The organism is Pseudomonas xantholysinigenes (assembly GCF_014268885.2).
Classification (GTDB): Bacteria; Pseudomonadota; Gammaproteobacteria; order Pseudomonadales; family Pseudomonadaceae; genus Aquipseudomonas; species Aquipseudomonas xantholysinigenes.
The window spans coordinates 3,398,428-3,412,641 of sequence record NZ_CP077095.1 but is presented as its reverse complement, the minus strand read 5'-3'; the positions used below and the strand labels follow the sequence as shown (position 1 = coordinate 3,412,641).

Below are 14,214 nucleotides of genomic sequence, written 5' to 3'. Positions count from 1 at the left end.
GTTCGTTTCAGGAGTACCACCCCATGATCATCAGCACCACCAGCCAGCTCGAAGGCCGCCCTGTCGCCGAGTACCTCGGCGTGGTCAGCGCCGAATCGGTGCAGGGGATCAACTTCGTGCGCGATTTCTTCGCACGTTTTCGCGACTTCTTCGGCGGCCGCTCGCAGACCCTGGAAAGCGCGTTGAAGCTGGCCCGCGAGCAGGCCACCGAGGAACTCATGGCCCGGGCACGGCAGTTGCAAGCCGATGCCGTGCTGGGCGTGGACTTCGAGATCAGCATGCCGTCGGTGCAAGGGGGCATGGTCGTGGTGTTCGCTACCGGCACGGCGGTGCGCCTGAAGTAAGCGGATGCCATTGGTCGGCCATGGTTGTTTTGTCCGGCTAGTCTGCAAATGACCGGCTAGTCTCACTTCAACGGACCGCCGCTTCACTAGGCAAGCGCATTGCTTGCCGGCACGGTCGCCATTGGAGGGAGACAGGGCATGAGCGAATCCTATTTCGAAGACCTGAACGATGCGTTTCCGATCAACAGCCAGGTGCGTTGCGGCCAAGCGGCCTTGCGCCTGGGCTTTGCCAACATGACCCTGGACGAGTCGGCGCAATTGCAGCCGGCCCATCTGCAGCGGGCCAAGAAGGGGCGGTTCATGCCGCGGGTGCCTTCGAAAAAGTGAGCCGACCTTAATCTTCATCGCGGGGCGGATCCGCCCCACAGCCGCCACACGGCGGCCTGTGGGGGCGGGCCCGCCCCGCGATTGCATTCAGGCTAGCCGCCCAACGGCGCGCTTTTCCCCGCATTTCTTGATCCTGCTCATGGTATCGGCGCGGCACCCTCGCCGGGGGCCTGCGACTGTGCTTTTCTTGCGCGGCATTTCAGACTCGGAGTATTGACTTCAATGCGAATCAGGGAAGAGACCTACTGGCAGTGGGCCGATGCGCAGTTGCACAGCCGCAGCCATGACGAGGAGTTGAGCGACGGCACCAGCATCGATGTGCAGGTGCGGCTTTCCCGGCTGGGGGCCACGCAGTTGTTTGTGGGCGTGTATGCCCAGGGCGGCAAGGCCTTGCTCGAGGAGTACTACCCCGCGCGCCCCGGCGAAACCATGACCCGGGCGTTGGTCTGGGGTGTCGACCGCGCCCGGGCGATGGCCACGGGCGCCTTGCCGCTGCCTGGGGAGGCGGTACCGCGTCTGCGGGCCTGAGTGTGGCGCGCTGCCGGGTTCGCCGGCTACGCGAGGCGTGCCCGCGATGCGCCGTCCGTGGGGAAAAATCCGCCCATGAAAAAGCCCGGCCTTTGTAGGGCCGGGCTCAAAAGCGGTGCCTGTCTGGCTGAGGCGGGCTCAGTTCAGCGTATCGATCACCTTGATTGCCTGCCGCTCACGGGCGGTAGGCCATTCTTGTTGCAGGGTCTGGAGCACGCGGCCGACGAAGGAGGTGTCGGCGGCGGCCTTCTTGCCGACGTAGCCCTGGCCACGGCGGTAGACCTTGAAGCGGGCGCGCATGCTGGGCATGTGCGATTCGAATTCGGCTTCGACCGTGTTCGGCGGCAGGCGGTCCAGACGGACTTCGCCGGTTTGGCTGACCCACAGCAGGTGGTCGTCGAGGCTGTCCTTGCGCGCGGCGAACAGCTGAGCCAATTGGTCGATGGTTGGATTGTTGTTCAAGTTCATCATAAAGCCCCCATTACTCTCATTCGTTGGTGAAGTTCGACTGAAGTTCACATTCGGCGCCACACCATGTAGCGCGCTAACCAAGGCTGCTACAGCAGCATCGCAACAGGGGCTTTCTCACGCTGCCTTCTGGGCAGTTTCCCTCTCCACGGACGACCTGCGTTACCGCGCAGGCCGTCTGGAACACCCTTGCCACCGCTCCCGATCGGGGAGACGGCCTCATCATGCACAAGGCGCGGGAAGGGCGTCAACCGTTTTGTAGTGATTATTTTTTGTCACTACATCTTGTCGGACAATCCAGCGGGTTCTGTCAGGCCAGGCCGTTGTCGCCGTGCTCCAGGTAGCCTGGGCGCAGGCGCAGTCGCGCATGGTAGGCCTCCAGTGCCGGCAGTTCCGGATGCTCCAGTGGCGTGCGCCGCCAACGGTTGAGCGACAGGCCGATGGCCACGTCGGCCAGGCTGAAATCGCTGCCGGCGACATAGGCGCCAGTCGCCTGGAGGCGCTGTTCGAGCAGGCGCATCCGGGCTGTCCACTGGTCGCTGGCGGCAGCCAGCAGGGCGGGGTCCTGGTGCGCGGGGGATTGGCGCACCAACGACATGAACGGGTAGCGCCAAGCATCGTTGAGGTCGGTGGCCTGCCAGTCCAGCCACTGGTCCACCGCGGCGCGTGCGCGGGGGGCGCTGGGGTAGAGGTGCTGCCCGCCATGCTGGTTGACCAGGTAGCGCAGGATGGTATTGGACTCCCACAGCACGAAGTCGCCATCGACGATCACCGGCACCATGGCGTTGGGGTTCAACGCCAGGAACTCCGGGGTGTCGGTGGCGCGAAAGCCGCTGCCCCAGTCTTCGCGCTGGAACGCAAGGTCCAGTTCCGCGCAGGTCCACAGCACCTTGCGCACGTTGATCGAGGACGCCTTGCCAAGGATCTTCAGCATGTCATTGCTCCAGGCTGGACAGGATGCGCTGTGCGGCGCGCACGCGCTCTTCGTTGGGGTAGTTGCGGTTGGCCAGCAGCACGATGCCCATCTGCTTGGCGGGCACGAACGCCACATAGGCGCCAAAGCCACCGGTGGCGCCGGTCTTGTTGTACCAGGCGGCGGGTTCGGCGGGCAGCGGCGGTTGCAGCGCGCGAATCGGGTTTTCCCCACGGATGATCTTGGCGCCGTTGTATTCGAGCAGGGTGTCGAGCGCGACCGGGTATGGGTAGCGCTCCCAGCCCAGGCCCTGGGTCATCGGGCCGACCTGGAAATAGCCGGACTGGGTAATGCCGATGGCTTTGCGCAGGGCCGGGTCCAGCGTGTCCGGCTGCAGTTGCAACTGCACGTAGCGCAGCAGGTCGCTGGCGCTGGTCTTGATGCCGTAGGCCTGGTCGGCATAGGGGCCCGGGTTGACCCGCACCGGCTTGTCGTTGGCGTCGTAGCCCTGGGCGTACAGGCCGCGTGCGTTGGCAGGCACCTCCAGGTAAGTGTGCTTGAGGCCCAGGCGCGGCAGCAGCCCCTGGGTCATCAGCTCGGCGAATGGCCGCTGCTGGGCACGGGCGGCCAGGTCGCCGAACAGGCCCAGGCTGGGGTTCGAGTAGCAGCGGTAGCTGCCGGGCTCGAAGCGGCGTTGCCAGTGCTGGAACCAGGCCAGGGTCTGTTCGGGGGTTTGCACGGCATCCGGAAATTGCAACGGCAGGCAATCGCCACTGTAGGCGCCGAGTTGCAGCACGCTGGCCTTGCCGATCGCGGCCTGGGCCAGGGCCGGCTGGTAGCGGCTGGCCGGGGCATTGAGGTCGAGCTTGCCTTCGGCGCTGGCCAGGGCGGCGAGGGTGGCGGTGTAGGTCTTGCTCACCGAGCCGACCTCGAACAGCGTGTCGCGGGTCACGGCCTGCTTGTCGGCCTTGCTCGCCCAGCCATAGCTGAAGTAATGCGACTGGCCGTTGGCATGGATCGCCACGGCCATGCCGGCGATGTGTTGCTCGCGCATCAGCGGCTCGATCACACCATCGACGGTGGTTTGCAGGTCATCGGCCAGCAGCGGCGACGCGGCGAGGGTCAGGGCGCTGGCCAGCAGCCAGGGGGTGGAGCGGATCATGGTCGGGGCGTTCCTTGTCATCAGTCTTGGGGGCTCAGTACTTGAGTCCCGCCAGGCGAGGGCTGGGGTGTCCGTTGGGCGACACTGCCGGGGGTTCCGGCGTTAGCGGCGCAAAGACCCAGACCTTATCGTCCTGGCTTGCATAAAGACAAGATGGAACCTCTGATGAAGTACTTGCGCATGCTGTTCGACAATTTCACCCTGGCCCTGCTTGCCGTGGTGTTCATCGCCACCGTGCTGCCCTGTTCCGGCGAGGGGGCGGTGCTGTTCGGCTGGTTGACCAACCTGGCCATCGGCCTGCTGTTCTTCCTGCATGGCGCCAAGTTGTCGCGCGAGGCGATCATCGCCGGCGCTGGCCATTGGCGCCTGCACCTGCTGGTATTTGCCTGCACCTTCGTGCTGTTCCCGTTGCTGGGCCTGGCATTCAAGCCGCTGTTCGTGCCGCTGGTGGGCAACGAGCTGTATCTGGGCGTGCTCTACCTGTGCGCCTTGCCGGCCACGGTGCAGTCGGCCATCGCCTTCACCTCGTTGGCGCGCGGCAACGTGCCGGCGGCGATCTGCAGCGCGGCCGCTTCGAGCCTGCTGGGGATCTTCCTCACGCCGCTGTTGGTGATGCTGTTGCTGGGCGCCTCTGGCGACACGGGTTCGGGGTTGGACGCGGTGCTCAAGATCACCCTGCAACTGCTGGTGCCCTTCGTCGCCGGGCAGCTCGCCCGCCGCTGGATCGGCGCCTGGGTCAAGCGCAATGCGCGCTGGCTCAAGGTCGTGGACCAGGGCTCGATCCTGCTGGTGGTGTACACCGCGTTCAGCGAGGCGGTGGTGACCGGCCTGTGGCACACCGTGTCGGCGCAGCACCTGGCCGGGTTGTTCGCCGTGTGCGGGATCTTGCTCACAGTGGTGCTGCTGGGCACGCGCTTGCTCGGGCGCGTGCTTGGCTTCAATGTCGAGGACCGCATCACCATCCTGTTCGCCGGCTCCAAGAAGAGCCTGGCCACCGGCGTGCCGATGGCCCAGGTGCTGTTCGTCGGTGGTGGCATCGGCGCGATGATCCTACCATTGATGCTGTTCCACCAGATCCAGCTGATGGTCTGCGCGGTGCTGGCGCAGCGCTATGCGGCTCGGGTGGAGGAAGATGAGCGGGTGTCGGCGCCATCCTGAATCCGTGCACCGGGGCTTTGCAGGGGGTGCTGCAAGACTATCGCCGGATACCCGGCAACCCCACGGCAATCAATGTCTGCAACCGCGCCAGCGCCGGCCCTTCGCGCTGGCGATCGAACACCTGTAGCGACACCTCCAGCAGCCCACCCTGCGTCTGGGCGATGCGCTGCTCGCAGCGCAGGCGCAGGCGCCCTTGATCACATTCGAACTGCCTGACGCCGGGTTTGGCGCTGGCCTCCAGGCGCAACTCGGCCAACCGCCCCTGGGCCGCCAGCAAGGCCAGCGCCTTGTCGCGCAGCAGGCCATTGCCCTGGGTCATCAGCCCGGTGGCGCGCACGGCGGCGGCCATGGCCACGGCGACGATGGTCAGCGCCACCAGCACTTCGATCAAGGTAAAGCCTTCCTGGCGCTGCACGGCATCGACTCGCTCCAAGGCAAAGGGGCACTCTAGAGCCGCGCGATGACCGTTTGGCGACGCGCACTCCCGAGCTTTTTCAATATCCGTGACATACCTGCCTGCCACACTCGGCCCCCGATTCGAACTCACGCAAGGAATGCCGAGATGCAGATCGCCCGCCGCAGCGCCACAGGCCGCCGTTTCCGCCAACAGGGCTTCACTCTGATCGAGATCATGGTGGTGGTGGTGATCCTCGGGATCCTCGCGGCGATGGTGGTGCCCAAGGTGCTCGACCGGCCGGACCAGGCCCGTGCCACGGCGGCGCGCCAGGACATCGCCGGGCTGATGCAGGCGCTCAAGCTCTATCGGTTGGACAACGGCGGCTACCCGAACCAGAACCAGGGCCTGAAGGTGCTGGTGGAAAAACCGGCCCAGGCCAAGGACGGCCAGTGGCGCGCCTACCTCGAGCGCCTGCCCAACGACCCATGGGGCCGCCCCTACCAATACCTGAACCCGGGGGCCAACGGCGAAGTCGATGTGTTCTCCCTCGGCGCCGACGGCCAGGCGGGCGGCGAAGGGGTGAATGCCGATATCGGCTCGTGGCAGTTGTGACCGGCCATGGCGCGCGAAGAGGGCATGGCTGTGATCAGCGCCTTGCTGATTGCCGCGGTGGTGGCGGTGATCGCCGCTGGCATGATCGAGCGCCAGGGGGGGCTCACCCGGCAGCTGGAGAATCGCCAACTGGCATTGCAGGGGCAATGGGCGTTGGAAGGCGGCTTGCAGCTCAGCCGCCAGGTGCTGCTCGAACAGCGCCTGCACGACCCGCTGGTGCGCGGTGGGCAACCGTGGGCACGGCCGATCCTCGGCCTGCCCTCGGGTAGCGTGCAGTTCGATGGGCGGCTGGAAGACGAGCAGGGCAAGTTCAACCTGCGCAACCTGGTGGTCGATGGCCAGCTCGATAGCGAGGCGTTGGCTACCTTCCAGCGCTTGTGCGGATTGATCGGCGTCGACACGCGCCTGGCCATGGCCATTGCCGATCAGGTGCTCGACAGCTACCCACGGCGCCCAGCAGAAAGCGTGGGCAAGGTTCCCCCAGGTTTCGACAGCGGTCGCCTGACCTCGCCGACGGTGGCCGCGCAGCCCTTGCCGGCCAAGCGCCCGATGCTGCGCAACCTGGACGGCCTGGCCGCGCTCAAGGGCATGGACGGCCAGACCCTGCGGCGCCTGCAGCGTTTCGTCACCGTGCTGCCGGCGCTGACCTGGGTCAATGGCAACACCGCCAGCGCCGAAGTGCTGGCCGCCCAGGTGCCGGGGCTGTCGCTGCAGCAGGCCGCCGCGCTGGTGGCCGAACGCGACGCCGGGCGCTGGTTCATCAACCGCGGTGATTTCGTCAACCGCCTGCGCATGCCGCAGTTGGCCACGGCCAACGTGCGGGTGGGCATCAACAGCGATTGGTTCCGCCTGCATGGCCAGGCCCGCCTGGGCGCTCGCGCGTTGCCAATGCAGGCGCTGTTGCGTCAGCGCGAAGGGCAGTTGGCGGATGTGATCTGGACACGGGTGGGCGCATGAGAACGTCGCTGGACATACAACTGCCGCCGCTTTCCGAGCTGACGGCGCAGGCGTTGCTCGACTACCGCCAGGGCGAGCGCCGGGGGCAGGCGACGCGTGGGCAACTGGCCGTCCAGGCCAAGGGTTCGGTGTGGCGCCTGCACTTGCATGAAAACGACAGCCTGGCCCTGGCGCTCGCGCTGCCGCCGCTCAGTGGCAAACGCCTGGAGGCGGCGGTGCGTTGCGCGGTCCAGGGGCTGGTGCTGGGGGATGCCGGGCAAGTGCATATAGCCCATGGTCCGCGCCAGCCCGATGGGCAGGTCGCCGTGGCCTGGCTGGGGCAGCCCGAGTTGGCGCGGCTGCAGGCCTGGTTGCAGGCCGAGCGGGTGCGCCTGGAGGGTGTGTTCGCCCAGCCTGCCGAGGATTTGCCGGCGCCGAACCTGGCGGCGGGTTTGCGTGGGCCGACCAAGGCGTTTGGCTGGCGGCCGGTGTTGGCGATCTGGGGCGTGGCGGCAACGATCTGGTGCCTGGGCCTGAACCTGTACGCCGCGCACCTGGCCAGCACGGGCGAACAGCTGCGCACGCGCATGGTCAGCCAGGTGCGCCAGGCATTTCCGCAATTGCCGGTGGTGCTCAATCCGTTGCAGCAGGCCCGTCAGCAGTTGCAGGGCGGGCAGGGGGCCGCTGCCTCGGGATTGGCGGCACTGCTCGACGCTGCCGGGCAGAGCATGCCGTTTCTGGTTGGCAACGTGGCGGCGATGAACTTCGAAGAAGGCGTGCTGCGCATCAGCCCCTTGGCCGACGGCGGCAAGGCTCCGGCTGACAGTAGCTGGCAAGCCGACCTGGCGGCGCGGGGCATCGAGGCGGGCGTCGATGCTCAGGGTTGGACGCTGCGCGTGGCCGGCCAGCAGCAAGAGGCGCTGGCCCATGCCGATTAAGGCGCGCCTGAGCGCCGCGCGGGCGCAGGGACGCCAGCGCTGGCAGGCCTTGGCCCCTCGGGAGCGGCGCGCCATTGCCCTGGCCGGCGGTTTGCTCGGTGCGCTGTTTGGCTGGCAGCTGCTGATTGCCCCCGCTTTGGCCCAGATCGCCCACTGGGAGGTCGAAACCCCCAAGCTGCGCAGCCAGGCGCAGGCCCTCGATGCTTTGCTGGGCCAGCATCCGGCCGCCGCTGTCGACAGTCTCGAGCAAGTCCTGCGCGACAGCCTGGCGCAGGCGGGATTGCAGGACCTGTCGCGGCTCGACGGCAGCGGCGGTAGTTGGCAACTGGGCTGGCAGCACGCCCCGGCTGAAGCCGCCGTGGCCTGGATGCAGCAGGTACCGTCGCGCCTCGGGCTGAGCATCGGTCAACTGACGCTGCGCCGTGACGCGGACGGCCCACCCGGCAGCCCGGTGACATTTTCCGGAACTCTTCGCATGGATCAGGCGCCTGGCGCTAAGGACCCTTCATGACCTGCCTTCACTCCCGGCTGCTGCCGTTCGCGCCCTTGGCGCTGGTCCTGGCGCTTGCCGCCTGCACCTCCCCGCCAGCCGCGCACACGCCCCTGGCCAGCAGCGAGCTGGGCAGGCCGCTGGCCGTGCTCGGCGGCACGCCGACAGCCCTGGACCATCAAAGCCAGGCCCGCCCCAGCGCCCGTCCGGCGCCGCGCCAGGTGCCGGCACGGGTCGGTTCGCGACACAGTCACGCAACGCCCATGCCCGCCCAGGCCAACCCTTTGGGCGACCAGCCCGTGCAACTGAATTTCGTCGACGCCGATATCCAGGCCGTGGTGCGTGGCCTGGCCCGCGCCACGGGCCGGCAGTTCCTGGTCGACCCGCGGGTCAAGGGCCAACTGACCCTGGTCTCCGAAGGCGAGGTGCCGGCGGCCAAGGCCTACAGCATGCTGCTGGCGGCCTTGCGCATGCAGGGCTTCAGTGTGGTCGACGTCGGCGGCGTGGCCCAGGTGGTGCCCCAGGCCGACGCCAAGTTGCTCGGCGGCGCGTTGGTGAGCGGCGATCGCGAGGCCGGCAACGGCATGCTCACCCGCACCTTCCGCCTGCAGTACGAAAATGCCGTCAACCTGATCCCGGTACTGCGCCCGATCGTCTCGCCCGACAACCCGATCAACGCCTACCCGGGTAACAACACCCTGGTCGTCACCGACTACGCCGAGAACCTCGAGCGGGTGGCGCAGATTCTCGATCGGGTCGATATCCCCAGTGCCATCGACACCGATGTGGTGGCGATCCAGAACGGCATTGCCAGCGATATCGCCAGCATGGTCAACGAGCTGCTCGACAGCCAGGGCAGTGACCCGACGCAGAAGATCAGCGTGCTCGGCGACCCGCGCTCGAACAGCGTGGTGATCCGCTCCGGCAGCCCCGAGCGGACCCAGTTGGCCCGCGATCTGATCTACAAGCTCGATAACGCACAGAACAGCACCGGCAACCTGCACGTGGTGTACCTGCGCAACGCCCAGGCCGACAAGCTGGCGCAAAGCCTGCGTGGATTGCTCACCGGCGAAAGCGACAGCGCCGCCAGCGATGGTACCCGGGCGATGCTCAGCGGTGGCGGCATGCTCGGCGCTGGCAATGGCAATGGCAATAGCGCCAGCGGCAATGCCAGCACGCCGCAGAACGGCGCCAGCCGCAACGCCACTGGCAGCCTGGCCCAGGGCAACAATGGCCTGGGCGCCGGCAGCACGCCCAACGGCTATGGCAACGGCCTGGCCCAGGGCGAGCAGGGCACGGCGTTTTCCGCGGGCGGCGCGACCATCCAGGCCGACAAGACCACCAACACCTTGCTGATCTCCGCGCCTGAGCCGCTGTACCGCAGCTTGCGCGAGGTGATCGACCAGCTCGACCAGCGCCGCGCCCAGGTGGTGGTGGAGAGCCTGATCGTTGAGGTCGGCGAGGACGATGCCAATGAATTCGGCATCCAGTGGCAGGCTGGCAACCTGGGCAAGAACGGGGTGTTCGGCGGCGCCAACCTGGGCGGCAGCGGCCTGACCAAGGGCGCCACCAGCATCGATGTGCTGCCCAAGGGCCTGTCGGTGGGGGTGGTCGACGGCACGGTGAAGATCCCCGGTATCGGTGAAGTGCTGGACCTCAAGGTGTTGGCCCACGCGCTCAAGAGCAAGGGCGGCAGCAACGTGCTCTCGACCCCGAACCTGCTGACCCTGGACAACGAGGCGGCGAGCATCTTCGTCGGCCAGACCATCCCGTTCGTCAGTGGCCAGTACGTCACCGATGGTGGCGGCAACAGCAACAACCCGTTCCAGACCATCCAGCGCGAGGAAGTCGGCCTGCGCCTGAACGTGCGCCCGCAAATCTCCGAGGGCGGCACGGTCAAGCTGGATGTCTACCAGGAGGTCAGCAGCGTCGATGCGCGGGCCTCCAGCGCCGCCGGCACGGTGACCAACAAGCGCGCCATCGACACCAGCATCCTGCTCGACGACGGCCAGATCATGGTGCTCGGCGGCCTGTTGCAGGATGGCTATACCCAGAGCAACGAAGGCATCCCCTGGCTGTCCGGGCTGCCAGGGGTCGGCGCGCTGTTTCGCAACGAGCGCCGGGCCAGCAACAAAACCAACCTGATGGTCTTCCTGCGCCCGTACATCGTGCGTGATGCCGGTGTCGGGCGCAGCATCACCCTCAACCGCTACGACTTCATCCGGCGCGCCCAGGGCAATCTCAAGCCCGAGCACTCCTGGGCCCTGCCCGACATGGACATGCCCTTGTTGCCGCCGGTGGAGCAAGGCGTGCCGGACCAGGGCCGGGCGCAACCGGCGGCGCTGCGCGCGCCGCGGGCGTCGATCCGCGCGGTGCCGGTGGACGAGGTTGCCCGGTGAGCCGGCTGCCCTATGCCTGGGCCAAGGCCCAGCGCCTGGTGTTGCAGGCCGACGGCGAGGCGCAGGCGTTGTTGTCGCGCTGCCCGTCGAGCCCGGCCTGGGCGGTGGCCGAAGTGCGCAGGCGACATGGCCAGGTGCGGCTCGAGGCGCTGAGCGACGCGCAGATGGATGCCCTGCTGGTCAGCGCCTATGCCGACACCGGCAGCGCCGCGGCGGTGGTCGGCGCCGCCGAGAACGAGGTCGATCTCGACCGCTTGTTGCAGGACATCCCGGAAGTCACCGACCTGCTCGAAGCCCAGGACGACGCGCCGGTGATCCGCATGATCAACGCCTTGCTCACCCAGGCCGCGCGCGACCAGGCCAGCGATATCCATATCGAGCCGTTCGAGAGCCATTGCCTGGTGCGCTACCGCGTTGACGGCACCCTGCGCGACGTGGTCTCGCCGCGCAAGGCGTTGCACGGCGCGCTGGTGTCGCGGATCAAGATCATGGCGCAGTTGGACATCGCCGAGAAACGCCTGCCCCAGGATGGTCGTATCGCCTTGCGCGTGGCCGGGCGGCCGATCGATATCCGCGTGTCCACGGTGCCCACCGGCCACGGCGAGCGCGTGGTGATGCGCCTGCTCGACAAACAGGCCGGGCGTTTGCGCCTGGAGGCACTGGGCATGGACGCCGGCGTGCTGGCGCGGCTCGACCAGTTGATCCGTCAGCCTCACGGCATCGTGCTGGTCACCGGCCCCACCGGCTCGGGCAAGACCACCAGCCTGTATGCCGCCTTGGCGCGGCTGGATGCCAGCGTCAGCAATATCCTCACCGTCGAAGACCCGGTGGAATACGACCTGCCGGGGATCAGCCAGATCCAGGTCAACGCGCGCATCGAGATGAGCTTCGCCGTGGCCTTGCGGGCCATTTTGCGCCAAGACCCGGACGTGATCATGATTGGCGAAATCCGTGACCTGGAGACCGCGCAGATCGCCGTGCAGGCCTCGCTGACCGGACACCTGGTGCTGGCTACCCTGCACACCAACGACGCGGTGTCGGCGGTCAACCGCCTGATCGACATGGGCGTCGAGCCGTTCCTGCTGGCCTCGGCGTTGTTGGGGGTCCTGGCCCAGCGCCTGGTTCGGCGGCTGTGCCCGCATTGCCGCGCGCCTGATCCGGCCATGCCCGGGCAATACCGCGCCGTGGGCTGCGCGCAGTGCAACCATTGCGGCTACAGCGGCCGCACTGGCATCCATGAGTTGTTCTGCGTCGACGACGAGGTGCGCAGCCTGGTGCACCAGGGGGCCGACGAGCAGGCCCTGCGTGCCGCCGCCCGGCGCAACGGCATGCGCAGCATGCGCGAGGATGGCCAGCGCTGGGTCGATGACGGCAGCACCTGCCTGGAAGAAATCCTGCGCGTGACACGGGACGCCTGATGAATCGCTATCGCTATGAAGCCGCCGACGCCCAGGGCCGCCTGGTCAATGGCCTGCTCGAGGCCGACACGCCTGGTGCTGCGCTGGCGCAGTTGCGGGCGTTGGGGCTGACCGCCTTGCAGGTGGAGGCCCAGGCCGCGCCCGGGCAGGGCGGTGCGTTGTTCAGCCCGAAGCTTTCCGATGGCGACCTGGCCTGGGCCACCCGCCAGTTGGCCAGCCTGCTGGCCGCAGGCCTGCCGCTGGAGGCGGCGCTGGGGGCGACCTTGGAGCAGGCCGAGCGCAAGCATATCGCCCAGGTGCTCGGCGCCGTGCGTGGCGATGTGCGCAGCGGCATGCGCCTGGCCGATGCCCTGGCCGAGCGGCCACGGGATTTTCCGGATATCTACCGGGCCCTGGTGGCGGCAGGCGAGGAGTCCGGCGACCTGGCCCAGGTGATGGAGCGCCTGGCCGACTACATCGAGGAGCGCAACACCCTGCGCGGCAAGATCCTCACCGCGTTCATCTACCCCGCCGTAGTCGGCCTGGTGTCGGTGGGCATCGTGATCTTTTTGCTCAGCTATGTGGTGCCGCAGGTGGTCAGCGCGTTTACGCAAGCGCGCCAGGACTTGCCCGGGCTGACCCTGGCCATGCTCAGCGCCAGTGACTTCGTGCGCGAGTGGGGGGTGTTGTGTTTCGCCGTCATGGCAGTGGCCTTGTGGGGCTGGCGTGTCTATTTGCGCGCGCCGGCGGCGCGCCTGGCCTGGCATGGGCGGATCCTGCGCTTGCCGTTGCTTGGGCGTTTCGTGCTGGGGCTCAATACCGCGCGTTTCGCCTCCACCCTGGCGATCCTCGGCAGCGCCGGGGTGCCCTTGCTGCGCGCCTTGGAAGCGGCGCGCCAGACCTTGGGCAACGACCGCCTGGACCAGTGCGTCAGCCAAGCCACCGCGCGGGTGCGCGAGGGCGCGGGGCTGGCCTCGGCGCTGGCGGTGGAGAAGGTCTTTCCGCCGCTGCTCATCCACCTGATCGCCAGTGGCGAGAAAACCGGCAACCTGCCGCCAATGCTCGACCGCGCCGCCGATAGCCTGGCCAAGGACATCGAGCGCCGGGCCATGGGCATGACCGCGTTGCTCGAGCCACTGATGATCGTGGTGATGGGCGGCGTGGTGCTGCTGATCGTCATGGCCGTGCTGATGCCGATCATCGAGATCAACCAGTTGGTGCAGTGACCTGCGTCGCCACCGACCACACCTGCTGGCGGAACCAGCGACGCAATGGGTCGACGTGGGTCCGTTCGTGCCAGATCTGCATGACCTCGACCCGTGGCAGATCCAGCGGCAGGGCGTGGATCACCAACGCGGGGTCGCGGGCCACCGCTTCTTCGGCCAGGCTGCGCAGGCAGGTCAACAGCAGGTCGGTGCCGCGCACCAGGCGGGTGGGGGCGATGAAGCTGGACAGCCCGGCGACCACCCGGCGCGTTTTGCCCAGGGCGCGCAGGGCTCGATCGACGCGGCCATCGAGGTCGCCCGTGAGGGTGGTCAGCAGGTGTTGGCAGGCGAGGAACGCGCGCAGGTCCATGCCGTTTGCCAGCTGTGGGTTGTCCTGCGCGGCGAGGACCACGAAGTCCTCGCTGAGCAGGCGCTGCTGATGAAAGGTGTCGGGCAGGTCGTTGTAGAAACCGGCGATGGCCAGGTCGCAGGTGCCTTTTTCCAGTGCCTCGCGGGGCAGCTCGCCGCGGGTGTTGTGGGTGATCAAGGTAAGGTTCGGCGCCTGGCTGCGCAGGATCGGCAGCAGGCTGGGCAGCAGGGTCTGTTCCAGGTAGTCGGTGCTGTACAAGTGCAGCTGGGCGGGACGGGAGAGGAAGTCCTCGCCGTCGCAGCGCCTGTAGAAGGCCTGCAACTGCTCGACCAGTTGCTGGACTTGCGGCGCCAGCTCATGGGCCCGAGGGGTGGGGGTGAGGCCGCGTGGCGCGCGGACGAACAGTGGGTCGTCGAATTGATGGCGCAGCTTGTTCAACTTGTGGCTCAGGGCCGGTTGGCTGAGCGCCAGGCGTTGCGCGGCGCGGGAGGCGCTGCGCTCTTCGTAGAGCACCTGGAACAGGTGCAGCAGGTTGAGGTCTTTGTTGGCGATATTCATATTCTGGATCGA

General features: G+C 67.5%; 16 protein-coding genes. 11 read left to right on the top strand and 5 right to left on the bottom strand.

The window, feature by feature from the left end; genetic code table 11:
* The first annotated feature begins 23 nt into the window (after nt 1-23).
* From HU772_RS15140 to HU772_RS15130, 3 genes are all read left to right on the top strand, one after another.
* Nucleotides 24-344 (top strand): YbjQ family protein, encoded by a 321-nt coding sequence (locus HU772_RS15140; RefSeq protein WP_134693982.1) that lies wholly within the window; start codon nt 24-26, stop codon nt 342-344.
* Nucleotides 345-482: 138 nt separating this feature from the next.
* Nucleotides 483-671, top strand: a complete 189-nt coding sequence (locus tag HU772_RS15135; protein ID WP_186659733.1) for a hypothetical protein — start codon at nt 483-485, stop codon at nt 669-671.
* 222 nt (nt 672-893) lie between these two features.
* Nucleotides 894-1,199 carry a hypothetical protein gene (locus tag HU772_RS15130; RefSeq protein ID WP_186659735.1) on the top strand — a complete coding sequence of 102 codons (306 nt, stop codon included), beginning with the start codon at nt 894-896 and terminating at the stop codon, nt 1,197-1,199.
* A gap of 138 nt (nt 1,200-1,337) precedes the next feature.
* On the opposite strand, the gene HU772_RS15125 is transcribed toward HU772_RS15130, so the two are convergent.
* The 3 genes from HU772_RS15125 to ampC all read right to left on the bottom strand — a co-directional run bounded on the left by HU772_RS15125 (nt 1,338) and on the right by ampC (nt 3,742).
* Complete coding sequence (locus HU772_RS15125; RefSeq protein WP_186659738.1) at nt 1,338-1,670, bottom strand: hypothetical protein; 333 nt, start codon at nt 1,668-1,670, stop codon at nt 1,338-1,340.
* A 307-nt stretch (nt 1,671-1,977) separates the two neighbouring features.
* Complete coding sequence (locus HU772_RS15120) at nt 1,978-2,601, bottom strand: glutathione S-transferase family protein (RefSeq protein ID WP_186659740.1); 624 nt, start codon at nt 2,599-2,601, stop codon at nt 1,978-1,980.
* 1 nt (nt 2,602) lies between these two features.
* A complete protein-coding gene (ampC, locus tag HU772_RS15115; protein ID WP_186659742.1) occupies nt 2,603-3,742 on the bottom strand; it encodes a class C beta-lactamase in 1,140 nt (379 codons plus the stop codon).
* Between the two features lie 153 nt (nt 3,743-3,895).
* Between ampC and HU772_RS15110 the strand changes: the two genes are divergently transcribed.
* Nucleotides 3,896-4,900, top strand: a complete 1,005-nt coding sequence (locus HU772_RS15110) for a bile acid:sodium symporter family protein (protein ID WP_186659744.1) — start codon at nt 3,896-3,898, stop codon at nt 4,898-4,900.
* A 37-nt stretch (nt 4,901-4,937) separates the two neighbouring features.
* On the opposite strand, the gene gspI is transcribed toward HU772_RS15110, so the two are convergent.
* Complete coding sequence (gene gspI / locus HU772_RS15105) at nt 4,938-5,315, bottom strand: type II secretion system minor pseudopilin GspI (RefSeq protein WP_437182443.1); 378 nt, start codon at nt 5,313-5,315, stop codon at nt 4,938-4,940.
* Nucleotides 5,316-5,462: 147 nt separating this feature from the next.
* Between gspI and gspG the strand changes: the two genes are divergently transcribed.
* From gspG to gspF, 7 genes are read left to right on the top strand one after another with little or no spacing between them, the layout of a single operon-like run.
* Nucleotides 5,463-5,909, top strand: coding sequence for a type II secretion system major pseudopilin GspG (gene gspG / locus HU772_RS15100; RefSeq protein ID WP_186659748.1), 447 nt, complete (start codon nt 5,463-5,465; stop codon nt 5,907-5,909).
* Nucleotides 5,910-5,933: 24 nt separating this feature from the next.
* A complete protein-coding gene (gene gspK / locus HU772_RS15095; protein WP_264082537.1) occupies nt 5,934-6,866 on the top strand; it encodes a type II secretion system minor pseudopilin GspK in 933 nt (310 codons plus the stop codon).
* The gene (locus HU772_RS15090) at nt 6,863-7,783 is read left to right on the top strand and encodes a GspL/Epsl periplasmic domain-containing protein (protein WP_186659752.1); all 921 of its coding nucleotides are present in this window, start codon (nt 6,863-6,865) and stop codon (nt 7,781-7,783) included. The genes gspK and HU772_RS15090 overlap by 4 nt, the downstream gene beginning before the upstream one ends.
* A complete protein-coding gene (locus tag HU772_RS15085) occupies nt 7,773-8,294 on the top strand; it encodes a type II secretion system protein M (protein ID WP_186659753.1) in 522 nt (173 codons plus the stop codon). Before HU772_RS15090 ends, HU772_RS15085 begins: the two co-directional genes overlap by 11 nt.
* Nucleotides 8,291-10,672: a type II secretion system secretin GspD gene (gene gspD / locus HU772_RS15080; RefSeq protein ID WP_186659755.1), complete on the top strand. Its 2,382-nt coding sequence runs from the start codon at nt 8,291-8,293 to the stop codon at nt 10,670-10,672. Before HU772_RS15085 ends, gspD begins: the two co-directional genes overlap by 4 nt.
* On the top strand, nt 10,669-12,090 hold the full coding sequence (gene gspE / locus HU772_RS15075) for a type II secretion system ATPase GspE (protein ID WP_186659757.1): 1,422 nt from the start codon (nt 10,669-10,671) through the stop codon (nt 12,088-12,090). The genes gspD and gspE overlap by 4 nt, the downstream gene beginning before the upstream one ends.
* Nucleotides 12,090-13,295, top strand: coding sequence for a type II secretion system inner membrane protein GspF (gene gspF, locus HU772_RS15070; protein WP_186659759.1), 1,206 nt, complete (start codon nt 12,090-12,092; stop codon nt 13,293-13,295). Before gspE ends, gspF begins: the two co-directional genes overlap by 1 nt.
* On the opposite strand, the gene HU772_RS15065 is transcribed toward gspF, so the two are convergent.
* Nucleotides 13,276-14,202: a LysR family transcriptional regulator gene (locus HU772_RS15065; protein WP_186659761.1), complete on the bottom strand. Its 927-nt coding sequence runs from the start codon at nt 14,200-14,202 to the stop codon at nt 13,276-13,278. The genes gspF and HU772_RS15065 overlap by 20 nt on opposite strands.
* Nucleotides 14,203-14,214: the final 12 nt, after the last annotated feature.